The sequence below is a fragment of the Flaviflexus huanghaiensis genome, assembly GCF_014118685.1.
GTDB classification, from domain to species: domain Bacteria; phylum Actinomycetota; class Actinomycetes; order Actinomycetales; family Actinomycetaceae; genus Flaviflexus; species Flaviflexus huanghaiensis.
Map to the genome: position 1 here is coordinate 89859 of NZ_JACFAK010000003.1, position 24106 is coordinate 113964.

15 protein-coding genes and 1 CRISPR repeat array are annotated in these 24106 nt (G+C 62.8%); of the genes, 5 read left to right on the plus strand and 10 right to left on the minus strand.

The features are described 5' to 3' along the window. The first annotated feature begins 42 nt into the window (after positions 1-42). The 4 genes from H7E91_RS03305 to H7E91_RS03320 all read left to right on the plus strand — a co-directional run bounded on the left by H7E91_RS03305 (position 43) and on the right by H7E91_RS03320 (position 5563). A complete protein-coding gene (locus tag H7E91_RS03305; protein WP_182353689.1) occupies positions 43-1980 on the plus strand; it encodes an N-acetylmuramoyl-L-alanine amidase in 1938 nt (645 codons plus the stop codon). A gap of 211 nt (positions 1981-2191) precedes the next feature. Further along, positions 2192-3025: an ABC transporter permease gene (locus H7E91_RS03310; RefSeq protein WP_241698354.1), complete on the plus strand. Its 834-nt coding sequence runs from the start codon at positions 2192-2194 to the stop codon at positions 3023-3025. Then, positions 3025-4227 (plus strand): ABC transporter ATP-binding protein, encoded by a 1203-nt coding sequence (locus H7E91_RS03315; RefSeq protein ID WP_182353690.1) that lies wholly within the window; start codon positions 3025-3027, stop codon positions 4225-4227. The genes H7E91_RS03310 and H7E91_RS03315 overlap by 1 nt, the downstream gene beginning before the upstream one ends. A gap of 10 nt (positions 4228-4237) precedes the next feature. Beyond that, positions 4238-5563: a glycosyltransferase family 4 protein gene (locus H7E91_RS03320; RefSeq protein ID WP_182353691.1), complete on the plus strand. Its 1326-nt coding sequence runs from the start codon at positions 4238-4240 to the stop codon at positions 5561-5563. A 3-nt stretch (positions 5564-5566) separates the two neighbouring features. On the opposite strand, the gene H7E91_RS03325 is transcribed toward H7E91_RS03320, so the two are convergent. Continuing rightward, entirely contained in the window at positions 5567-6997 is a 1431-nt protein-coding gene (locus H7E91_RS03325) for a glycosyltransferase (RefSeq protein WP_182353692.1), read from the minus strand. Continuing rightward, the gene (locus H7E91_RS03330) at positions 6997-7368 is read right to left on the minus strand and encodes a hypothetical protein (protein WP_182353693.1); all 372 of its coding nucleotides are present in this window, start codon (positions 7366-7368) and stop codon (positions 6997-6999) included. The genes H7E91_RS03325 and H7E91_RS03330 overlap by 1 nt, the downstream gene beginning before the upstream one ends. 44 nt (positions 7369-7412) lie before the next feature. Between H7E91_RS03330 and H7E91_RS03335 the strand changes: the two genes are divergently transcribed. After that, positions 7413-9914 (plus strand): glycosyltransferase, encoded by a 2502-nt coding sequence (locus H7E91_RS03335; protein ID WP_182353694.1) that lies wholly within the window; start codon positions 7413-7415, stop codon positions 9912-9914. 73 nt (positions 9915-9987) lie between these two features. After that, a CRISPR array of direct repeats spans positions 9988-14897; the repeat unit is 28 nt; unit sequence GGCTCATCCCCGCAGGCGCGGGGAACAC. A 30-nt stretch (positions 14898-14927) separates the two neighbouring features. Here H7E91_RS03335 and cas2e read toward each other — a convergent pair. Genes cas2e through cas3 form a run of 8 tightly spaced genes read right to left on the minus strand, consistent with a single transcriptional unit; the run spans position 14928 to position 24065 of the window. Continuing rightward, on the minus strand, positions 14928-15320 hold the full coding sequence (gene cas2e, locus H7E91_RS03340; protein WP_182353695.1) for a type I-E CRISPR-associated endoribonuclease Cas2e: 393 nt from the start codon (positions 15318-15320) through the stop codon (positions 14928-14930). Positions 15321-15328: 8 nt separating this feature from the next. After that, complete coding sequence (gene cas1e, locus H7E91_RS03345; protein ID WP_182353781.1) at positions 15329-16255, minus strand: type I-E CRISPR-associated endonuclease Cas1e; 927 nt, start codon at positions 16253-16255, stop codon at positions 15329-15331. A 1-nt stretch (position 16256) separates the two neighbouring features. Continuing rightward, positions 16257-16943: a type I-E CRISPR-associated protein Cas6/Cse3/CasE gene (gene cas6e / locus H7E91_RS03350; RefSeq protein WP_182353696.1), complete on the minus strand. Its 687-nt coding sequence runs from the start codon at positions 16941-16943 to the stop codon at positions 16257-16259. After that, a complete protein-coding gene (cas5e, locus tag H7E91_RS12075) occupies positions 16943-17647 on the minus strand; it encodes a type I-E CRISPR-associated protein Cas5/CasD (RefSeq protein WP_182353697.1) in 705 nt (234 codons plus the stop codon). The genes cas6e and cas5e overlap by 1 nt, the downstream gene beginning before the upstream one ends. Next, positions 17644-18792 carry a type I-E CRISPR-associated protein Cas7/Cse4/CasC gene (cas7e, locus tag H7E91_RS03360; RefSeq protein WP_182353698.1) on the minus strand — a complete coding sequence of 383 codons (1149 nt, stop codon included), beginning with the start codon at positions 18790-18792 and terminating at the stop codon, positions 17644-17646. Before cas7e ends, cas5e begins: the two co-directional genes overlap by 4 nt. Positions 18793-18847: 55 nt before the next feature. Then, on the minus strand, positions 18848-19468 hold the full coding sequence (gene casB, locus H7E91_RS03365) for a type I-E CRISPR-associated protein Cse2/CasB (RefSeq protein ID WP_182353699.1): 621 nt from the start codon (positions 19466-19468) through the stop codon (positions 18848-18850). Further along, positions 19465-21159, minus strand: coding sequence for a type I-E CRISPR-associated protein Cse1/CasA (gene casA / locus H7E91_RS03370; RefSeq protein WP_182353700.1), 1695 nt, complete (start codon positions 21157-21159; stop codon positions 19465-19467). Before casA ends, casB begins: the two co-directional genes overlap by 4 nt. Next, entirely contained in the window at positions 21153-24065 is a 2913-nt protein-coding gene (gene cas3 / locus H7E91_RS03375; RefSeq protein WP_182353701.1) for a CRISPR-associated helicase Cas3', read from the minus strand. Before cas3 ends, casA begins: the two co-directional genes overlap by 7 nt. Between the last annotated feature and the right edge of the window lie 41 nt (positions 24066-24106).

Sequence of the window (24106 nt, forward strand, 5' to 3'; positions counted from 1 at the left end):
TCTGTCACACTGCTTTATGTACGCTACATAAGGGAGTTCCGTATGAGAGTCCGCGTAGCGGTGCTCGGCTCTGCCCTGATCCTGGCACCGACGGCAGCGATCGCAGAACCGATACATGGCACCGCAGTCATTGACCTGCTCGAAGCAGGAGACACTACACAGCCAGCCAGCATGACGTCCGACGCCGCGGCAGGTTACGAGCTTCTCACCGAGCCGCTTGCCGCCGATGAGTTCTTCGTCGCAGGAGTCACGTGGGAGGGGACCGCTCCGCACTCGGTCGAGATCCGAGCCCTCGAGCAGGGGGAATGGGGCGACTGGTATTCCCTCGAGATTGAAAGCGACCTCGAGGGCCGGGACGGAACCGAGCCCTACATAGCGGGCGGTGCCCACGGTATCCAGGTTCGGGTCGCTGGTGATGTTATCCCAGCCGCTCTTCATCTTGCTCTGTCGAGCGGGAGCGGCGGGGCTTCCCCAAGCCAGGAGATCCCGGACGGGGCGGCAGTGCCACCAGCCCCCGGAACAGAGGCTGACGAGGCGATCAACGCCGATGAGCAGGTGTCCGAGCCGTTGCTCGACGCTTACACCGGGACAAACTCGTCAGCCACCATCGGCCAACCGGCCGAGGCCATCCCCGCATCCCTCATGCTTCCCATGAGTCCGTCGGCGGCCAGTGTGCCAGCGCCGCGTGTTGTGTCCCGCGCCCAATGGGGTGAGACGCGGGTGCCGCCGATATGGCGGCCGTCGTACGCAACTCTTGGCGGTGCCGTCATTCACCACACGGCGGGCTCGAACAATTACTCGGCCGCTCAGGCTCCGTCAGTTGTCAAGAGCGTGCACGACTACCACACGTATAGCTGGGGCCGCGGCTGGGATGACATCGGTTATAACTTCCTCATCGACCGGTTCGGCACGATCTACGAGGGCCGGTACGGCTCGCTCGCCTCGGCGCCGGGCAAGATGGTTGTCGGCGGCCACGCGGTCCCCGCAAACACCGGATCGGTCGGCATCTCCGTCATGGGAACGTACACGGGTAGCATCCAGCCGTCCGTGTCGTCGATGAGGGCGATTGAGGACATCATCGCGTGGCAATTCTCCACCGGGAACGTCGACCCGAGAGGGACATGGACGTTCTACAACAGCAGGCTGGGGCGCTATTCGACCGTTCCCGCTATCCTCGGGCATCGTGACGTCGCGTCGACCGCGTGTCCCGGGAACATCTACCCCCTCATCCCATCTGTGCGGGCCAACGTCGCCGCGAAAATCGAGAGTGCGCGCAAGCCGCAGCGCGGCGACAACGATCTCGTCATCTACAAGACGAACGATTTCAGTCCCACCGCGAACGACTACCAGTACTTCGGTAAGTCAGGTGATGAGCTCTACGTCGGTAACCCACTCGGCAATGGTGACCTTCCCTTTATCCGCCGCGGTAACACATTCATCTTCGCGGAGCGCCCGACATCGCCGACGACGACTCGCACGCATGTGCTCGGTCATGCGGGCCAGGACGTCTTCACAGGCGATATCGACGGAACGGGAAAGGAAGCCGTCATCCTCCGGACCGGCAACCGGTTCGACATCTACCAGAACCCAGCCATCAACAGGCCGACGAAGACGATCCACTACGGCCGGGCGGGCGACGAGGTGTTCGTGTTCGACTGGGACGGCGACGGGATGGACGAGATCACCGTCCGCCGCGGCAACCGGTTCTACCTCAAGTGGACCGTCACATCCGGGAATGCGGACCGCGAGATCAACTACGGCCGGCCGGGCGATGAGGTGTATGTCGGCCGCTGGTCCTCAGCGAAGAGCGAGACGATCACGGTCCGTCGTGGCATCCGCTACTACATGAGCTACTCGAACGTCTCGGGTGTCGCCGATAAGGAATTCGACTACGGCCGGATTGGCGATCGAGTCGTTGTTGGCGACTGGGACCGCGATGGCAGGGACGGCCTCGGCGTCGTCCGTGACCTCACGAAGTAGTCAGCCGGACTCATAGGAGGGTCGTGCGCCGCAGGGCGCGCGACCCTCCACCTGCTCAACACCACTCGAGCCGCGCGGGCGACCACTCGCACAATTGATGGCGGGAGTGACGGGAATGACGCTCGAGGACGCCGCTCTGGGTCGTCTCGCGCGCGAGGCTCGCTAGAATGAGCGGAGGCTGAGACCGGCCGGTAAACGATAGGGGAGGACGTTGTCCATATTCTCCGACCTTAAGGGGTCGCGCGAGCTGCTCGAGAACCTCACGATGAGAGAGGTTAAGGGCAAGTACAAGCGGACTGCGCTTGGTCAGCTGTGGTCCCTCGCTAACCCGCTTGCCCTCATGATCGTGTACTCGTTCGTCTTCGCGATCGTTATCCGCGTCCAACCTGCCCCCGGCGACCCCTCTGGCCTCAACCTTTTCGTCCTCTGGCTCATGTGCGCCCTGCTGCCGTGGATATTCTTCTCAGGTGTCATCACCGGTTCGATGGCGACAGTGGTCGGCAACGAAAACCTCATCAAGAAGGTCTACTTCCCCCGCTCAATCCTCGTCTTCGCGAACACTCTCTCTGCGCTTTACCAGCACGTGTGGGAGATGGTCATCCTTGTCATCGTCATCCTCCTGCTCGGTAGCAACATCCTCATTTACGTCCCGCTCGTCGCCGTGACGATGGTCTTGCTCGCGCTCTTCGCGACCGGGCTCGGGCTTATTTTCTCGATCGCAAACGTCTACTTCCGCGACGTCCAGCACTTCGCTGCGATCCTGTTCCAGCTCTGGTTTTATGCGAGCCCGATCGTCTATCCCGCCCAGCTGGTCCGCGAGCAGTCCGAGAGCTTCGGCCCGATCATCGGCCCCATCACCATCGAGAACCTCTACTACCTCAATCCGTTCATTCACTTCGCGGAGATCTTCCGCAATCTGCTCTATGACGCGAGATGGCCAGATTGGGGTCAGTTCGGCCTTGTTGCCGCCGGATCGGTCGCCATCTTCTTCATCGGGTGGAAGATCTTCGACCGCCACCAGGACCACCTTGCGGAGGTGCTGTGATGAACGAGATTGCTGTCTCCGTCCAGAACGTGTCAAAGAGCTTCAAGATTTATAAGGAGCTCAATAGGACCCTGAAGTCCGTCATCATCCGCCGTCGACGCGCCGTCGCCGAAGACTTTCAGGCACTCAACGATGTGAGCTTCGAGATCGAAAAAGGCTCGACCTTCGCTCTCGTGGGTGACAACGGCTCCGGCAAGTCGACCCTGCTCAAGTGCATGGCAAAGATCCTCGTGCCTAACAGTGGCACGATCGTCGCTGACGGCAGGATCGCGGCGATGCTTGAGGTGGGCTCGGGCTTCCACCCGGAGCTGTCGGGCCGCGAGAATGTCTACCTCAACGGCTCTATTCTCGGCATGTCACGAGAGGAGCTCGATGGTCGCTTCGATGAGATCGTCGACTTTTCGGGTGTCGAGGAGTTTATCGACCAGCCGGTGAAGAACTACTCGTCCGGCATGTATGTGCGGCTCGGTTTCTCAGTTGCGATCCACACCCGACCGGACATCCTCCTCGTTGACGAGATCCTCGCCGTCGGCGACGCGGCGTTCCAGGATAAGTGCACGAAGAAGTTTGCCGACTTGCGCAATGACGGCAAGACCGTCGTCGTTGTATCCCATTCAATCCCGCAGTTGCGAGCAATGGCTGACCATGCGGCATGGCTGGAGAATGGGGACCTTGTCGAGGTAGGCACGGCACGCACTGTCATCGAACGCTACGGGGACTCGACGAAAAAGGGAGTCCGCATCGACTCTGATGGCAGGGTGCGCTGGGGCTCCGGTGAGGCCCTCGTCGAACGAGTCGAGGTTCTCGACTCGGAAGGTCAGCCCGCCGACTATCTTGTCGCCACCGGTGACCGGCTCACGCTTCGGCTCCACTACAACGCGAAGGAGCGGATCGACAGGCCGGTCTTCGGGTACAGCATGGAGTCGATCGATGGCACCTACCTGTGGGGCAATAACACCCGTGACCTCGAGTTCCATGTCGACCACATCGACGGTAGGGGAGCTGTTGACCTGACGATTCCTCGACTCAACCTCCAGCCCGGCCAGTACGTCTTCCATGGCTCTATCGTCAATACGACTACAGAGCACGTCTATGACTACGTCCGTGAGGCTGCCGCCATCGGCGTCAAGCGTGGCACGCCCTTCGAGTCGGGTGGCTACGTCATCCTCGACGGCCGCTGGTCCCGACCTCCCGGAAACTAGAGGAGCTCCCATGAAGATTGTCATCGTCACACTCGATACGTTCTCGACGAAGATGGCGGGACCGGCGATCCGCGTATGGGAGATGGCGGGGATGCTCGCCCGCGAACACGACGTCACGGTTCTCACGTTCGCCGAGGCTGGCCGCACGTCCCCGAATTTCTCTCTCGAGGCGACGAAGGTCGCCGACTTTGAGAGCGACCTCGGCACTCCCGACGTCGTCATCATCCAGGGCTACCTTGTCCACACCTTCCCGTGGTTGGGAGAGCGCGACTTCAAGCTCGTCGTCGACCTGTACGACCCGTTCCACCTCGAATCGCTCGGCGTGGAAAAGCATCGGCCAATGCCGGACAGGGAGCACGCCCTCCAGCACGCCATCAACGAACTTTCTGCGCAGATTCGGATCGGCGACTTCTTCCTCTGCGCGAGCGAAACCCAGCGGAGTCTGTGGATCGGACACCTCGCTGCGCTCGGTCGGGTCAACCCCCGGACGTACGATGCGGATGGGTCGCTGTGGAGCCTCATCGATCTTGCTCCCTTTGGGATTGCCGGCCCGACACCCACTCAGGATCGCCACGCGATCAAGGGTACGATCCCTGGCATCTCCGCCGACGATCACCTCCTCATCTGGGGTGGCGGGATCTACAACTGGTTCGATCCCCTCACTGTCATCAGTGCCGTTGGTATCGCCGCCGAGACTGATCCGACGATCAGGCTCCTGTTCCTCGGTGCGAAGCACCCCAACCCGGATGTGCCCCAAATGGCGATGGCGGCCCACTCACGGCGGCATGCCGAGGAACTCGGACTGACTGGCACCCATGTGTTCTTCCTCGACGACTGGGTGGAGTACGGGGACCGCCACAACTATCTCCTCGATGCCGACATCGGTGTGACCGCCCACTTCACCGACATCGAGACCCATTTCAGCTTCCGCACGAGGGTCCTCGACTACCTGTGGACCGGGCTACCGATCATCACCTCGGACGGAGACTTCTTCGGCGATCTCGTTGAGTCACGCGGCCTTGGTCGCACCGTCCCCGTCGGGGACGAGCAGGCGATGGCACAAGCGATCCTCGAGGTCCTCGACAATCCAGATGACATGAGAGCTCGAGTTGTCGAAGCTTCGCGGGACTTCTCGTGGGAATCGACCCTCGCGCCGCTACTCGCGTACTGCCGAGACCCGTACTACGCGGCCGACCGGATTGACCGATTAGCGCCAGGCGAGATGGTCGCTCCGCGGCCCACACTCCGGTCCCTCGTGTCGAAGACATGGGAATCAACGCAACGTGCAGGGATTCGGCACACGGCCGCGAAGGCCGCGCGCTACCTGCGGCGCTGACTGTCAGGACCAGGCGTACCAGTACGGGTCGTCCTGGACCTCGCCGCGCCAGAGCTGCATCTCGTCCGCCTCGGCCTGGGTGAGCGTGGGAACACGGCTCGTCGACTCTCGGTGAAGAAGCGTGACGGGGTTACAGGAGACGGAGACGAGCCCCGCACGCTTGAGCTTGAGGCATAGATCGACGTCGTTGTAGTTGAGCGGCAACCGCAGTGAGAAGCCACCGACGGACTCGAAGTTCTCCCGCGAGACAAGCAGACACGCACCCGTGACAGCCAGGTATTCGGAGCATGCGCTCGCGGATGGGTCGCTCACCTCGGCCGGGTCGGCGCGGTAGTAGAGATGGTTCGGTTCGCACGTGTCAGGCCGAACCGTAATCCCGCAATGCTGAAGGTACCCGTCGGGGAAGAGTAGCCGCGCCCCGACAGCCCCGACACCAGGGCCGAGCGCCACCCTCATCATGAGGGCAAGCCAATCATCGGTTACAACCTCGACATCGTCGTTGAGGAAGAGGTTATGGGTGCCGCTCGCGTGGGCTGCGCCCGTGTTGCAGGATGCGGAGAAGCTGAAGTCGCCGCCGATATCGACAATCTTCAGTAGATCACCGGCGATTACCTGCGCTGCATCAACGACAGCCCCTGGCATTCGAGGCCCTGCGACGACGATGATCTCTTTCACGAGGGAGGTGTCGCGGGAGAGGATCGACTCGAGGCAGGCGAGAAGAGCGGGCCTGTCGCTCTCGCCGAAGCTCGCGGCCGTACCGATCGAGGGGATGACGATCGTCACCTGTTCGTCTGCAACCGGCTCGCCGGGAACGATGTGGTGCCCATCGCCCGAGAGCAGCGCCTCCGGATTCGCCGGGGAGAGGAGGGCTGCCCTGGCGGTCGTCGAGAGGCGAGGATGAGCCGGACCCGCATCGAGGACGACAGGGATGTGATCAACGGTCCGTGCCTCAGCGATAAGAGCCATCACCGTCGCATGCCACTCCGTCGTACCGCGATCGAGCACTGCCTTGGCGAGTTCGCCGCGGACGATGATGGAATCGCCGACGTCGCCGGTCGCGAGCATGCGGATGCGGCCGAAGCGGGGCCGGGTCGTGACGATGCCGCCCTCATCGACCGAATCCCCGTACATGACATCTGTTGATCGGACGGAGAGCCAGTGCTCGATGGAGGCGAGGGAGCCGGTCTCTGGGGCGCGACCCTCACGTAGCAGCCACGCTGCATCGCACTGCGCCGCGAGGCGCAACGCCTCGACGATGGGCGGCCCGGCAACGTCCGTCACCGTCACGCCAGGCACATGCGGCAGGGTGGTCGTGTCTGTCCCCGTTGGCACGAGGATCGTCAGAGCCCACGAGGTCGAACGCTGTGCCTCCCACGCGCCACAGAACCGTGCGATATCGTCCGGGGTTCGACAGATCGTGATTGCCCGCCGCATCAGACCCGCCCGAATACCCTGAGCACGGCGTTCCCGGTGCCGCGAAGGACGCGCGCGCCGCCGTAGACCGCACGTTTGATCGGGGCGGGCGACCTGTCGGCTGCTGCCTTCACTGTGCCTTTGACCGATGTCGTCACGGAGGCTGCCCTGCGGGTATTCTGGAGTTTCGCTGTGAGCTCGGCAATCCGCATGGACTGGCTGCGGATGATCGCGTCACGAAGTGAGTTGCCTTCCGCTGCGGCGATGAGGCGCGCCTGCATCTCCACCATCGACAGCTCCCCCACATGGTCGGCGGTGACGGGGGCAATGGAGGCTCGGAACTTCTCATCTCGCTCAGCGAGGGCCTGGAGCCAGTGCTCGGCAGTCGTCATGCCGCCATCATAGAGCGCCGAAGGAATCTTGGTAGTGTAGCGCCATGCGGATTCTGCAGGTGTCGGCTCACTTTCCTCCCGACTTCGTCTCCGGCGGAACGCTGATGCCACAGCGCTGCGCGCGCGCCATGGCAGAGCGCGGCCACGAATCGTTCGTCTTCGCAGGCGATCTCAACTCGCTCGGACCGCTCGACGAAAAGGACACCATCGAGAACGGTATTCCCGTCCACTGGATCGGAATCTCCCCGTTCCTCAGTTGGGCCGATGTGAAGAACTACAACAACCCCGCCGTCGCCCGCACCTTCGCGCGCTACGTCGCGACCATCAAGCCGGATGTCGTCCACTTCCATGCATTGCAGACCCTCGGGGGTGGGCTGCTCGATGTCGCGCGGAAAGCCGGGGCGAAGATTGTTGTCACCATGCACGACTTTTGGTGGATCTGCTCACGCCAGTTCCTCGTTGACCGGGAGTTTCGGCCCTGCTCCATCGTCCGTGACTGCGGGGAATGCCAGTGCGCCGTGAGCGCCGACTGGCTGACCGCACGCAACCAGTGGTTGGCGAAGCGCCTCGCCCATGCCGATCTCATCCTCGTTCCCTCCGCGGCAATGGGACAGGTGATGGTCGCTAACGGCATCTCCGCGAAGCGAGTACGAGTCAACGAAAACGGGGTCGATGTCGCCGGTGTGAGAGAGCGCCACGACATGGGAATGGGCGTTCGTTTCCTTTACGCCGGTGGCGGTGACCGCCTCAAGGGCTTCCACGTCCTTGCCGATGCGGTGAGGGGAGCCGATGTCCAGCCCGGCACATCTCTCAGCATTTATGGGGCGGCGCTTGACGACGTGCCGGACTGGGCCCGGTCCCACCCTGCCTTCGACTCCGCCGATCTGCCCGAGATCCTCGCGCGACACGATGTCCTCGTCCTGCCCTCACTCGCACGGGAATCGCATTCGATCCTGACCCGCGAAGCCCTCGGCGCGGGACTGGCTGTCATCACCTCCCATACTCCCGGCCCCGCGGAGGCCGTCAAGGACGGGTTCAACGGGCGGGTCATCGCGACCGGCTCTGCCGATCAACTACGGGCCGCAATCGAAGAGTTGTCCGATCAGTCGATTGCGAGATCGCTCATGGGCCGCGGCTCTGTCGCACCGACCGTCACACCGGAGGAACAGATGACCGAGCTTGAAGGCTTCTATCGCGGGCTTGTCGACGGGCGCAGTGTCAGCCTCGGGAGCGCGGGCGAGGCGATTGAACAGCTCATCACAGACGTCGTCTACATCACCGGCATCCAGGGCGCCCCCGGCCGGTACCGGGCACATCTGCCCGTGGAAGCGCTCGCGACCCGGGGAATCAACGCGACGATCCATACCTACCGCGACCCCGTGCTACCGCAACGCGTTCTCGAAGCTGACGCAGTCGTGTTCTACCGGGTGCCAGCCACTCCACAGATCCTTGAGCTCATAGAGTCAGTCCGCTCCGCGGAGCGGACGATCCCGATCCTCGGCGATGTTGACGACCTCATTTTTGACCCCGAGATCGAACCGCTTCTCGACAATCTCGCGACGCTGACGACAGAGGAACGCGACCTGTGGCGGGAGGGAATCCACCGGTACCGGACGACGCTCGAGAACTGCGACTATTTCATTGGCTCAACTCAGACCGTCAGCCGCGAGGCGGCCCGCCTTATTGGGATACCGGCCCACACGTACCACAACGGCGTTTCAGCGCTCCTTGCCCGCGTATCCGAACGGGAGCTCGCACGGGACCGGGCGCCCGGCCCCCTCCGCATTGGCTTCTTTTCGGGAACGAAAACACACGACGCGGACTGGGCTTCGATCGAGCCCGCCATCGCCCGCGTCTTCGAACAAAAAGACGTCGAGCTCTGGCTCGGCGGCCTCGTCGTTCCCACCGCGGTCCTCGATCGCTTCGCCGACCGGATCGTCCGCCTGCCCCTCGTGCCCTGGCAGGACCTACCCGCCTATTTGAGGGACGTCGATGTGTGCCTCGCCCCGCTGACGGACCGCTCGATTTTCAACGAAGCCAAGTCCGCGATCAAGTGGCTTGAAGCCGCTCTGGTTGAAACTCCAACAGTCGCATCCCCAACCCAGCCGTTCCGCGAGACCATCCGCAATGGCGAGACCGGCTTCCTTGCAGCGACTGAGGATGAATGGGTCGCACACATTCTCGCGCTCCTCGACGACGCGGCACTACGTAGCCGGATTGGCTCGACCGCCCGCCACGAGGCTCTCCTCACCCGGTCTCCCGCCATCCAGGGTGAAGAGGCAGAAGCAATCCTCCGGGAAGCATGGGCCCACGTCGGCAAGCACGGTCATCGCACCGACTCCCACTTCCCGCCGGTCACGAGGGACGAGCCATTCACTCCGCTCGCCGTTGATATCGAGCCGTACGAGCTGGAGCCGAGTGCGACGCTTCCGACCGCGCACGCAACTCGACTTCTGCGCCAGGTTGGCGCCTCGCTGCGCCATGACGGGCTCAAGGTCACCGCAGACAAGGCGGCGACACGAATCCGCTCACGGCTTAGCCGGTGACGGCTGGATCTGTACTGACTTGGCCCGGGTGCGGGAAACACGGTTCGTAGTCTGAGTGTCCGTCTAACGTGTGCACCCATCCCTACAGGCGCGGGGAACACTTTCCGTATCCCGTGACCTCCAGCAGGAGCGTGGGCTCATCCCCGCAGGCGCGGGGAACACGGCGAGTGTGAGAATTCCGAGGATGATCTGCAGGGCTCATCCCCGCAGGCGCGGGGAACACCCGTATAGGGCGACGAAACGGTCGCGCATTCGCGGCTCATCCCCGCAGGCGCGGGGAACACCGCGGGGCCTTGACCCTGGCCATGTTGCTCAGAGGCTCATCCCCGCAGGCGCGGGGAACACCCTGGCCCGTACACGTGGCGCGCGCTCCAAGAGGGCTCATCCCCGCAGGCGCGGGGAACACACCATGAGGGGCCTCCTGTGCGGTTACGCGAAGGGCTCATCCCCGCAGGCGCGGGGAACACAGATCGCCGCCCTCACGAGACACCGCCCGTGGGGGCTCATCCCCGCAGGCGCGGGGAACACATCTCCCGCCGACGGCGGCCACCCGTCGCAGGGGGCTCATCCCCGCAGGCGCGGGGAACACATCAACGCGATCACCACCCAAATGAGCGTCAAGGGCTCATCCCCGCAGGCGCGGGGAACACTCGAGCACCTTCCCGCCCGGCGTCTTGTCCGCGGGCTCATCCCCGCAGGCGCGGGGAACACTACCTGCAAGACCTGAAGGCGCGGATCGACGGCGGCTCATCCCCGCAGGCGCGGGGAACACGGCCGGCGCGGCCCCTACGCTTGCTGGCACGCAGGCTCATCCCCGCAGGCGCGGGGAACACCTTGGCTGTCGCCTTGTCTCCGGAGTCGAAGGAGGCTCATCCCCGCAGGCGCGGGGAACACCCGTAGAAGTCGTAGCGGACGGTCAAGTAGACGGGCTCATCCCCGCAGGCGCGGGGAACACCTCGCCGGACCCTTGACAGACGCGGTCAGTGGCGGCTCATCCCCGCAGGCGCGGGGAACACTGCTGTAGCGGCGTGCGGTGCCGGGCTGGAGTGGGCTCATCCCCGCAGGCGCGGGGAACACATGTGCAGAGAGTCATCATTGTCTCCTTTTGTGGGCTCATCCCCGCAGGCGCGGGGAACACAATCTGGGCGGCGGACAGTATCGCGGTTCGTGCGGCTCATCCCCGCAGGCGCGGGGAACACTGCTGTAGCGGCGTGCGGTGCCGGGCTGGAGTGGGCTCATCCCCGCAGGCGCGGGGAACACACAGCGCGAGGGTGCTTGGCAGGACGTTCGTCGAAGGCTCATCCCCGCAGGCGCGGGGAACACACCTGGAGGACCGCGGCGGCACGCGCCGCCACAGGCTCATCCCCGCAGGCGCGGGGAACACGGCATTGTGACCGGGTACATGTGTGATCCGACGGGCTCATCCCCGCAGGCGCGGGGAACACTTCACCGTCCCGCTATCCGGCGCGCCCGTCAGCGGCTCATCCCCGCAGGCGCGGGGAACACTCTTGAGCTCGACCTCGGCCCCGACGGCGGCAGGGCTCATCCCCGCAGGCGCGGGGAACACATGACTGGAGTGCCACCCGCGATCGACGTCGCGGGCTCATCCCCGCAGGCGCGGGGAACACCCAGTAGGGTACGGGCGATAGGCGTAGCGGGTAGGCTCATCCCCGCAGGCGCGGGGAACACCTCCCCGACAAACAATTCCGCACAGGCTCCAGGGGCTCATCCCCGCAGGCGCGGGGAACACCGACATAGTAGACCGGACCAGACTAGCGCCGCAGGCTCATCCCCGCAGGCGCGGGGAACACCCAGCCTCGGACCGTGCGGAGACTGGTCCCGCAGGCTCATCCCCGCAGGCGCGGGGAACACTCCGCCCTCCCACACACGGGAAGGTGGGGGCGCGGCTCATCCCCGCAGGCGCGGGGAACACCCATGTGAGGAAGCCGGTGCATCCTGACTTGGGGGCTCATCCCCGCAGGCGCGGGGAACACTCACACTCCAATTCTCCGGCCACCCACTTCGAAGGCTCATCCCCGCAGGCGCGGGGAACACCGACATGGAGATAAGTGAGCAATGGTCCTACTAGGCTCATCCCCGCAGGCGCGGGGAACACTTTGCGTTTGTCTACCGCCGCCAGACCATGACCGGCTCATCCCCGCAGGCGCGGGGAACACCCCGGCCCCTACACATGGACGGCCGTCCAGGAGGGCTCATCCCCGCAGGCGCGGGGAACACAGCCCTCCCCTGATCCCGAACTCGTCGTCCGCGGGCTCATCCCCGCAGGCGCGGGGAACACACCAAAGGAGAAAAAAATGAACCTATGCGTATGGGCTCATCCCCGCAGGCGCGGGGAACACTAGCGCAAGCGGACGGCGCGGTCCTTACGCCTGGGCTCATCCCCGCAGGCGCGGGGAACACGAATATAGTGGAGCCGGAGAATGATACAATACGGGCTCATCCCCGCAGGCGCGGGGAACACCCGTCCGGTCTAGGTTTTTAGTGACGTAGAACGGGCTCATCCCCGCAGGCGCGGGGAACACGCCCCGATCTTCGACACGGCGACCAACACGACGTGGCTCATCCCCGCAGGCGCGGGGAACACGGTGAAGACTGGTGACCCGCCTCCACGACGCCGGGCTCATCCCCGCAGGCGCGGGGAACACGGGTTGACCTGGCAGACGATGAAATTGCGTACAGGCTCATCCCCGCAGGCGCGGGGAACACGACACGTACATTTTTGTCTCCTTTGGTGGTTAGGGCTCATCCCCGCAGGCGCGGGGAACACCTGATCTGTCTCGCTGGAAGGGTCTCGTCACACGGCTCATCCCCGCAGGCGCGGGGAACACTGACGCGTCCTTTGATCGGGCGCGTGCGGCGGCGGCTCATCCCCGCAGGCGCGGGGAACACCTGGCCGGGCTCAGGGACGGCACGATCAAGGGGGCTCATCCCCGCAGGCGCGGGGAACACATCGGCGCGTGGCGCGGGCGATCCCCTGGTGAGGGCTCATCCCCGCAGGCGCGGGGAACACACGTCGAGGCTGGCGCGGCCCCCATCGGCGGGGGGCTCATCCCCGCAGGCGCGGGGAACACATCGACCACCCGCGCCCCCGCAAGCGGCAATCGGGCTCATCCCCGCAGGCGCGGGGAACACGCCCTTCGTGGGGGCCGTCCATCTGGCCCGCGGGGCTCATCCCCGCAGGCGCGGGGAACACAGTGTCGCCAGGAGCCTGGAAGAAACCTACACGGGCTCATCCCCGCAGGCGCGGGGAACACACCAAAGGAGAAAACGATGAACTTGTGTACATGGGCTCATCCCCGCAGGCGCGGGGAACACTTCGTGCGGCGGGGCTGTCAGTGATTGCGCCGAGGCTCATCCCCGCAGGCGCGGGGAACACAACTAGGACATAGCGCTCATGCTCGTAGTCGTAGGCTCATCCCCGCAGGCGCGGGGAACACGGCATAGTGACGGGGTACAGCAGGGAGCCGACGGGCTCATCCCCGCAGGCGCGGGGAACACCTGTCCTGTCTAGGGCTTTATGGATGTAGAACGGGCTCATCCCCGCAGGCGCGGGGAACACGCGGGTACTGAGATAATGAAACTCATTTGTTAGGGCTCATCCCCGCAGGCGCGGGGAACACGAGAGAGAAAGACAGTGAACGAAACCGAGCGCAGGCTCATCCCCGCAGGCGCGGGGAACACAGGGTGAGTGCTTCGCCGCGCTCCTCCCGCCGCGGCTCATCCCCGCAGGCGCGGGGAACACTTTAGTTCTCTTCCTTGATGGTCCAAGTGGCGGGGCTCATCCCCGCAGGCGCGGGGAACACTAGCGCAAGCGGCAGGCGCGGTCCCTATGCCTGGGCTCATCCCCGCAGGCGCGGGGAACACACTAAAGGAGATAAAAATGAATTTATGCGTGTGGGCTCATCCCCGCAGGCGCGGGGAACACCTGAGATTACTGACGGAGGACTGATGATTACGGGGCTCATCCCCGCAGGCGCGGGGAACACTGTTTCGTCGTGCGGGTCACCATTCACTAACCAGGCTCATCCCCGCAGGCGCGGGGAACACCAACCGCCCTCACCCGCGACGAACTCATTGACGGGCTCATCCCCGCAGGCGCGGGGAACACTACCGCTATGGCGCGATATGACGGAGCTGCAGGGGCTCATCCCCGCAGGCGCGGGGAACACGGGTCGACCTGGCAAATGACGAAGTTGCGTACAGGCTCATCCCCGCAGGCGCGGGGAACACCGGGCTCATGCGGACACGCTCTCGGAGCAGGGGGGCTCATCCCCGCAGGCGCGGGGAACACGGTCCGGTCTACTATGTCGCCCATGGTGGCGGCGGCTCATCCCCGCAGGCGCGGGGAACACCCCGTGCCGGGGGCGGCGCGGGGGCTGTAGGTGGGCTCATCCCCGCAGGCGCGGGGAACACACCTGGGACCTGTCCGATTTTGACACGGACCGGGGCTCATCCCCGCAGGCGCGGGGAACACGTCTCTTTTTCTGTCACTCTGTGACCTCAATAAGGCTCATCCCCGCAGGCGCGGGGAACACCCCGTGCCGGGGGCGGCGCGGGGGCGGTGGGGGGGCTCATCCCCGCAGGCGCGGGGAACACCCCTGGTGAGTTTCTGCAGCGGGCCGGGGGTGCGGCTCATCCCCGCAGGCGCGGGGAACACCAGTCCGGGTCACTTTGCGCATAATTCCGGGGGGGCTCATCCCCGCAGGCGCGGGGAACACGGCCCTGCTCACCCTGGGGACCTTCCGGCCCGGGGCTCATCCCCGCAGGCGCGGGGAACACGTAATGCTTACTGCAAAGCCCTCTAGCGAGGGGGGCTCATCCCCGCAGGCGCGGGGAACACTGTTTCCAGCCGTTGACGAGGTAGGGGAGGGCGGGCTCATCCCCGCAGGCGCGGGGAACACAGTGGGACAGTCACCGACCCCGAAAACGTCGTGGGCTCATCCCCGCAGGCGCGGGGAACACACTTCCTGAGCAGGTAATACATAGTGTCCTCTATTCTAAACCCTTTAATTGAGAGTTTTCGCCTCCTCTCTTGTTGGAGAAGCGCTGACCGCGCCGATACGAAGCGGCTTTGCTCCAGCCGGGCCTCATCTCCGAGCTTGGAGGAGCGGATGGAGGAGGCCTCCGCATCAATGTAAGACCATCTATGTCCTCCGGTTGCCAATGGTGGTCCTTGACTCTGAAGCCGAGTCCTTGTTCGGACCTGGTGGTCCAGATAAGGATGGCCCGCCCAGTTCCAGAGAACTCCTCGACACGGGACCATAGGTGATCTCGTACGCGCGCGCTCACCTTGCCGACGAAAACGCCGGCAGAGATCTCGTAGAGCCATTTTGTCAGGTCTCCTCTGAGTCCGACTGGACAGGCAGACAGGACCAAGACGATCATCGCGCACCTCACCCGTAGTTCTGGCCACTGGGCACGCGGCCGTCTGCTCTGCCGGACCAGATCGAGAGTGCCTCGTCGTACGTGATCTGCGGTTCCTCGGCCACTACGGGAAAGAGGTGTCGAATAGCGTCCACGGTACGCTCCATCGTGCCCTCAGTCATCAGACGGTCGCGAAGAAGCCGACGAACATCGTTGAGTGGGTCGGTTGTCTCTGCTGCAACTACATCAAATGCTGCCGGGATGCTGGTCTCGGCTTTGAAGAGATCCGCAATGTCGTAGACAAACGACAAGTCATGTCCCACATGGACGAAACCAAGTCCAGGTGCCATGCCTAGAGCGTGGATCACGGCAGCGACTACTCCGTAGAGGCACGAGTTGGCGCTCGAGAGGGCCTGATTGACAAAATCAGAGTCCGCAACGTCTCCGACCTTGTACTGGCGGCGCGACCAGGACACTCCTGTCCTCTCCGACTCAGCGGCATAGATCTTCCTGACGCGAGCGCCCTCTCGTCCCCGTAGTTGCTGCATTGTGAGACCAGACACGTCCTCGTCCGGAAACCTCATCTCATACATTTCGCGGGCGACGCGAAGCCGAGATTTCTGGCTGGCGAATGAGCGTGCCTGAGCTTCCAGGAGGCGAGTACTGCGGGCGAGGGGACGGCCCGTGGCATAGCAGCGGACTGCCCCCTCACCTACCCACACCACGCTCGCTCCGGACGCACCGATAAGGGTCATCGCGGCGTGGGTGATCCTCGTTCCTGGCCCTAGAAGCAGAGCACCAATCATCGCTGTGGGGATGTGGACGGTCCCACGCTCGTCAGTTGCGGTTAGCGCGTTCGAGTCGCGATGAACGGTGCACCGCTCCAGGTAGACGAACGACAGTCTCTCCGACACCCTCGCCAGTTCCTGGGACTCAGGGGGAGGAGCGCCATGCATGTCAGGCACCGACCTTCATTAGAGTCATGAGTCCGCAACCGTATGCCTTTCCGCGCCCCAAGCCACCGACCAGAGCATTCCTGAACGCTGTCGCATCAGTTACTCCAAGTTCTCCGACGATGGTGACGTGGCGTTGCGTCACAGTTCTCCGTGAATTCGACTCTGGTTTGGAAAAGGATCGGTCCAAGCGCTTCACCACTCGTGCGAGCCGTTCATCGCCAGCGCCTTCGTCCGATTCGCTAGGGCGGAGTGGAACATGGAAGCCCCATCGCTCTTCCCGGGAATAGAACCATGCGAGCTGCTGGTCTTCTGTGACGTGGGGTACCAGCTTTCCCCTGTTGCCGGGAACGAACAGCCTCTTGACCGGATTTACGGTGACGCGGAACTGAAATCTCTGTCCGTCCTCAACCTTCTTGAGGAACCGACTGTACTGGAGGCTTTCCCCGGGCGCGGTCTCCCATCCGGCCGCCTCGACAAGGTGGGTCATGTCTGGCTCTGTTGGGGAGACGACATAGAGAGTTACTCTGTCGGTCGTCTCATCAACGCGCCAGAGAACCCGATCTGGGTCGGCGTCGTGCTCGCGGGGAGGGAAGGACGATTCTACAGCCGCATGCATAGCCCGAGGGTTCGCCAGCAGTTTTCGCGCCTCTCGGCGTCGTGGATTGATTGCTAATCGACTGAGATACATCAGTCCTCCTTTACGAGTGCAAAGAATGGATCATCGAGCTCTCTGCCTTGGGGATTCCCAACAAGAAGGGGCTCACATCGCGCGATAATGCGTGAACCGTAGTCTCGTTGTCGAGGATCAAAGGAGAGAGGGACGTCTCTTACAAGATCGCCCGGCTCTCCGGGTTCAGCATCGCGAGAGATCGAAAGGTAAACCTGCCGGACGGACTGCTGTCGGTACCAGCCTGATGCGAGCCACGGTGTCCTATCAAGGTCGCGAAGGATGCACTCTGTGTCGTCGACGTCGAAGACGCCTCCCATCAGATCAACGGGCGCAGGGCATGCTCTCCGTCCTAGGAAGAGGGGAAACCGCGGCGCTGATACGGCCTCAGCGATCTGACGAATGAGACTGTCATCGCCGGAGACGGCGACGGTGAAAGCAGCATCCGACAGATAGTGCCTCCACGAGAGAGTGGAGTGCTTACTACCTGGAGCCTTCGCAGTGTGGAAATCGACGAGCAGACGGCCGGGCTGATCCGTTCGCGTGCCCATCCTCAGCTCCGCGAGGTCAGAGACATCCTCCTCTCGGGATCGTCCTAGAGCAGCTGCCAGCAACCCTACAATTCCGGACTTGCTCGGCTCCCGCCCAGACTCTCGTGTGGAATAGCGAGAGTCGACAGCCCACGACTGCATAGGCCCTTTCGCTCGAAGTATGAGAGAGCTCATTCTCCATCCCTGCCCGCGGTCGCATCAGCAGGGAGAGCTGAGTCGAGAGCCTCCAGCAGGTTCTCGATCAGCTCACGCGTGTTTACCTTGTCGCCAAGGCCCTCGACGTCGTCCTGAAGGCTGGGAACGGCCGCCACCCATTCGTCAAGGGGGGACAGTCCGTAGGTTTCCGCAACTGCCGACGCCTCGGACGCTAGTGAGCGTGCCGCAAGCTTCCTGCGGTTCTGACCCGAATCCGCTTCAATTGCGGTTTCGAACGCGTTCGCGTAGCTGACCGGTCGCCGGTCTCGCACTGCGACCGCGACGACCTCGGGCAGAGTATGAGCCGCAAATGTATTCTGCTTGCCGCTCGGGAGAGCTTCAATGAAAGTCGAGGCGAAGGCCTCCAGGGCTCGCTTCACTGCAGCTCGCGAGCCGAGGTTCGCCATCAGCTGGTCGACATTGACAGTTGCATACCGGTACATCGTCGAGGAGACCATCTCGATCGTGCCAATCATACCGGCTCCCGTCTCTTCGTCCGCCCGGCTCATGTCGTCGACCGCAGTGTAGTAGTCGAAATCTGGAACCGCGGCGTGTACACCGAGCGCATGGGCAACCTGTGCGCTTGCATCGACGTTGAGCGCCGCATCATCTGCAACCATTCGGCCGAAGAGTGCGACGTCGATAGCGTGCTCTGTGTCGAGAACGGTATGCACGTCTTTCTTCGTCAACGCCTTGACGTCCTCGGTCTCGAGGAGCAGGCGGGCGAGGCGCTCGACCTGGTGCTCTCCGAGGAAAACGAGGTATCCAGCGGTCGGGGGCTTAACGTCCTCGCCCTTCTTGACCTTGGGACTGGTCAGCTTAAAGCCTGCCTTCTCCATCGCTTGACCCGCAGCGGCGAGGGCATCGTCAAGATCGATATCGGGATCAATCTGTGTCATGCGCCGCGCGACGAGTTCGACAATGCGCTTCGTCCTCACACCCAGCTCTGAGCTGTCGAGATAGTTCGAGAAGGCTTTGCGCTGGGCGGCCTTCAGCGCCTGTGACGAAATGCGTTGCCGCTGTACTCCGCCGAAAAAGGCGGACTTCGGGGAGCCGTCTTCGCCTCGGTTCACATTGCTGGGAGCGAGAGTGTGGAGAGCGTGAAAATCAATGAAGGTTGTCATGTCAAATGTTCCTTTGCTGTTTTTGTCAGAATTTCTACGTTGTCTCGGTGGTCGGTCAGAGCGTGGAGACTTCTTCGGTCTCCCTTTCAGGTGCCCACGAAAAGGCTCTGTAAAAGTCACGGCCCCATGTGCGGAGCACACTGGACCGGAACTTCCCAAACTGGAGCCGATAGATGTCGTTCGCGAGACGGCCGTAGTCAAGGCCGATTGCTCGCGAGCTCGTGCTGTCTGTGGCCATCAAGCCGATAAGAGCCCTAAGGTAGTGTCTGCGCGTGGCGAAGTTTGTGGCGGAGAGCAGGGCATCGTACGTGCGCTTGGTCGACTCGGTGCGGCCTCGTAGGAGGGTCCCCGCGGCCGAGCCGAAGCTCTGTCCGACGACATGGACTGGGCGAACGTTCCCCCGCTGGTGTACCGCATAGAGGGTGAGTGCCAGATGACCGGCCCATTCCCCGGCGGTGGGTTGGTCCCTGCGCCCGATGTACTTCTCTGGGAGAGCCTCCAGAACCATCTGCCAGACCTCGGGGCTCTCTCCGGGGTCCTCATTGACGGCTCTGCGCAGGACCGCCAGCTTTCTGCGGGCAGACGGATCCCCGGCCTCGAGGAACTGATGCTGCAGTCGAGACACTGCCTGGCCGATTCCGTCACTCAGCTGTTCCGATTGATGGGTGTCGTTCACGATGCTGCTCCTTCTTTATTGGAATTCTGCTTTGCGTCTCTTCTAGAGTTCGCCGATGCGGTCGGGCGGGCTCCGGTCATCTCTCCCAGCTTCCGCATGATCCACGCTTCATAGCGCGCCGACGAATGGAGAATCTTGTTGCCGTTCTCGTTGACCTCGAGTCGGCCCACCGCTGCTCGAGGGCCGGCGGCCTCTACCGCAGACCGAATTTCTGCCGCTGACACGCGCCACATGATCGCGCGCCACTGCTTGTCCGCCTCGTCCGCGTCAATCCCGATGGAGAGGGTCGAGAGCCACTGCACGAACTCCTTCTCGAGAGCGTTGAGCCATGCCTGGACTGGCCCCGTCGGTTCGTCTTCTGGTGACGCGCCACCGCACATGAGGAGCTGCTTGAGGAACCACTTCATACTCCCGCGGAACGACATGATACGATCCACGGCGCGAACAGCGACGCGTCGCATGTCCGCGCCATGGCGGAGGAGGAGTGACATGCTGACCGGAATTTCGTCGAAGATTTCGCCTGTGAGGATGGCGTCCTGGGTTCCGTACTGTGCCCCGATGAGCCGCAGCCCAATCGTTTCGCCGCCGAAGTCCCTCGAGAGCTCCTCGCTCATGTCCTGCTCAGCACCCAGGAGGAGCGGGGCCTTGCGGCCCTTCTCCTTCTCGGCGGCACTCTCCTCGAAGATGCCCTGGATGCCACGCCAGACGGTCAGCTCCGCGTCGTGCGTTCTAGGGAAGTGGACCTCGACACCGCCCTTTGACTGCGCTTTTGAGTAGCGATAGCCGGTGCTTGGATCGAGAAACATGTTGGAAACCTGGATCTTGTCGCCGTTCGATATGACGGTGTGGGTGACAGCGGTCCCTTCAGCATTTGGGACAAGGCGAACCCTGCGCTGCTGCCAGGTCAGGAGATCCACTAACCCATTGGGAATTTGTGCGTCGAGATCTCTCGGCGCGGCCGTGTCCGGCTTTCGCTCCCACGGCGGGAGATCGCGGAACTGCTCGCGCTGGGGGACGACGAGATCAGTCATCGGAATGTTGAGGACCAGGGTGTCTCTCAGGTTCCTGCCGACGATCTGAACGGCTCCGATAGCACCGAGCCACCCGGTGCCAATCCCGTAACCCTTCCCATTTTTCACGCGGGGATCTCCGACGGCCCCGGTCTTGATGCCAGAGGTGTCGTACGCGTGTAGTCGGACCAGCCAGCGTGCCGCAAGAGCGGGAGAAAGCTCGCTGCTGGTCTCCTGCGTAGACGTGGAGAACAGCTGCGGGCCGACGTCGGGTACCAGCGTGGACGCGGGTTTGACCTCATCCTTCATGCTCCGCAGGTCGGAGACCTGATAGAACGGGGCGACGCTGTCGAAGAGATCGAACCGATCTGCGTGTTTCTCCAGGTACCTCCGTGTGGTTGACCCGAGGTCTGCGAAGCGCACATACGCCCAGCGCTCGCCCAGAGTAAAGGTGTCGTCGATTTCGTCGGCATCGCGAACGCCCCGGATGATGATGGCCTGCAGCAGGCGCAAGATTGAGAAATTTTGCGTCTGCGATTCGCCGCCGAGGTCTGTGTAATCGTCGAGGTGTGAGAACAGGTGATAGAGACTCACCTCCTCGTTCACACCATCGATTGATCTGACTTTTACCCAGGGCTCAGTCAGCAGGTTGAAGCTGGAGCCTTCTTGTTCCGTCACCATTCCCATTCCTCGTCTGTGAATTCATCACTGTCGTAGTCCTCTTGCCATTTCTTGGGTTCGTTCATGCCGCGTGGCCCCTCGGCCCGGCGCAGCCCCACCTCGTTGTTGTAGCTGAATCGCCTTCCCAACAGCTCTCCTCCAAATTTGGAATCAAGACGCAGTAGGAGCTGGCCACGTAGCCTGAAGTCCGCTTGCCAGGCAGCTATACCGGACTTCTCCAGGTGCTCAATGGCCTGATCAATAGAGCGTCCTGGCGGCACAAGCCATCTGGGCAACCGGATGAGGCTGGAGGCAAGAGCCTGAGAAACCGCGCGCGGCGGCACATCGAACTCGCCGAGAAGCACTTCTTCATCTCCCGGCGTTAGCCAGGGCAACGGTGAAACATAGCCGTCGCGATCCCACACGAGGAGCACCTCGAGGCCGGGCTCGATATCACGAACATGAGCCGCCGCGCTGACATCGGAACGGGCGGCATCAGATTTGACCATCGCCTCTAATGCATAGTTCATGTTGCCGTGACTCGCTGAGGGTGCTTTCGTCTGGAACTGCGCGGCCTTATGCCTCGAATGCTCCGCTTGTGACTGCTCCATCTCCATCGCAGCTCCGTACGGTTCGCGCCACGCGAGCGGAACCTCGAGAACGGGTGAGTACGTCTTCTCCACCAGAGCGTCGAGATCATGCATAAGGCAGAGTGAGTCTGTGAGAAATGGAGTAAGCACCGCTAAGGAGGCGAGCAAGACTCGCTCCCCGTAGATCGCCAGTGCCCCGCTGTCGAACTCTGGAACATCGCCTGTGACGTCGACCCCGCGGAGGTAGAGTCGCGGTTCTCGAAGAGTCGGTGGCCGGTCAGCGAAGGGGCGATTGTGTCGGTGGAGTCTACCTGCCCTTTGAAGTAGCGCGTCGGTGGGAGCGAAATCCGAGACAATCACGTCGAAATCGATGTCGAGGGACTGCTCGAGGATCTGAGTCCCCACGACGATCCGATGCTGGGGGCGTCCCGATCCACGATGAGCGTCGGGGCCGAGGCGTTCGACAAGTTCGCGCTCCCGTTCGGCTCGGTCGGCGAGCGTGAACTGGGAGTGGATGAGTTCGATGCCCGACGTTCCATAGCGTTCGGTAAGGGCGTCGAACGCATCTTGGGCCCTCTGGACGGTGTTGCACACTACGCCAAGAACTCCGCCGTCAGATTCTGTGAAGCCAGCCGCTCCGATAGCCTCGATCAGGTCTTCCGGTGCAGGCCTGATCGTCAGGAGTCGATGTCCTGCACGCTGGTCGATCTGCATCTGCCGAATACCTTGACCATCCGCCAAAGTCAGTCGTGGGTACGGTACGCGCTCAGTGGCTTCCTGCTCACCTGCTTCGATTTCCTTCGCTGCTTTACGTGCTTTGATCTTTGCAAGGAGAGCGGTTCTATCTGTCGCTCGGGCGGTTTCAGGGAGATATGTCTTGCCCAGACCGTTCCTGTAGGCGTCTAGCAGTCTGCGTCGAATGCTCGACGCCAGTGTGGCCGAGAGTACAACGACAGGCACTCGCTGCGCGGCCAGCCAGGTCAATGTTCTCTCGAGGTAGCTCGAGGTGTAGACATCGTATGAATGGACTTCGTCGATGATGACGATCTTGCCGGCAAGGCCGAGATGACGAAGGGTCACATGCCGAGTTGCGAGCGCGGCCATAAGAATCTGGTCGACCGTAGTGACGGTGAATTCCGCCAGCAAGCCCTTCTTCCCCGTGAACCACTGATGGGCGATGACGGAAGAATCGCCGCCATCCGCTTCGATACCGCGGGTTCTCCGCCGAAGCCGCGCGAATTCTGGATTGAGCCGTGAACGGGAATGGCCCAAAAAGATCGAGTGGTCTCCGTCGGCTTCTCGGACGAGCGATTCCGCCCATCTTTCGAGGCGACTGAACATCGCATCGGTCGTCGCCATCGTCGGCAGGGCAAAGGCCACGCCTCCGGCACCTGTGTGCCCGGCAATTATTTCGGCTGCCAAGAGGGCTGCCTCGGTTTTACCCTGTCCCATCTCTTCTTCAATAATGACCAGTGTGGGACCGTCGATTCTCGACACGGCTTCGACAGTTCGGCTCTGGACTGGGCGTAGCTCGGCCTGCTCGGGCCAGGAGAAGCGGTCCCTGAAAGGAGGCATGACGGTTTCGGAAGCAGTCCAGCTTCGCGTCATTCCCAATCGTTCGAGAGCTTCTTCTGCTCTGGAATCATCCGAGGAGTGTCGGCCTGAATGGGATAGTCCGAAAAGCTCCTGGTTCGAGGCTATCCAATCAGCCGTTGTGACGAGGCCGGAGAGCAGAATCTGGTCCGGAAGTGGAATTCCACCGCTGGCCAGCACGCGCCCCAGAACGCTCCGGGCTCCAGTTCTGTCCACGATATCGGAGATCAAATCCTCCCAACAGTCTCGCCATGATGCACTGTGCTGGCGGAGCCAATCCTGGAACGAGCTCTTCGGACTGTGGTCTCGCAAAGACAGGCCGCTTGGTTTTCCGTGGTGACATCCCGCGATGCCGCTGAGTGAGGCAATCGCCGCTGGATCCGCCTCGGGGAACTGCTCTCGGATCCAGTTGGCCAGTATGAGATCGGAGTAGAGCGAGTGGGGCCTCCGCAGGAGAGGATCGGCGAACTTCTTCTCCATGTCATGGGCCTCGAGAATCGCTGAGCTGAGCCTCCTGAACTCGGGATGCCAAGCCAACTGCCCCGCGAAATGAAGCTCTGCCTTGCCGATGTCATGGGTGCCTGCGAGCCACGAGACAAGTGCTATTGCCGATTCGAGGTCGCCGGCGAGGTCAATGAGCCTTCTGCGCAGCGCGTTTGCGATCCACTGATCAACGAGCAGCCCCCCAACATCTGCGCTGTCACGCAGATGTTGGCCCAGTGAGAGCCAGAGATCTCGATCCATGTCGGCATCGTTGCTCGACATGAACCTATCGGGCGTCTTCG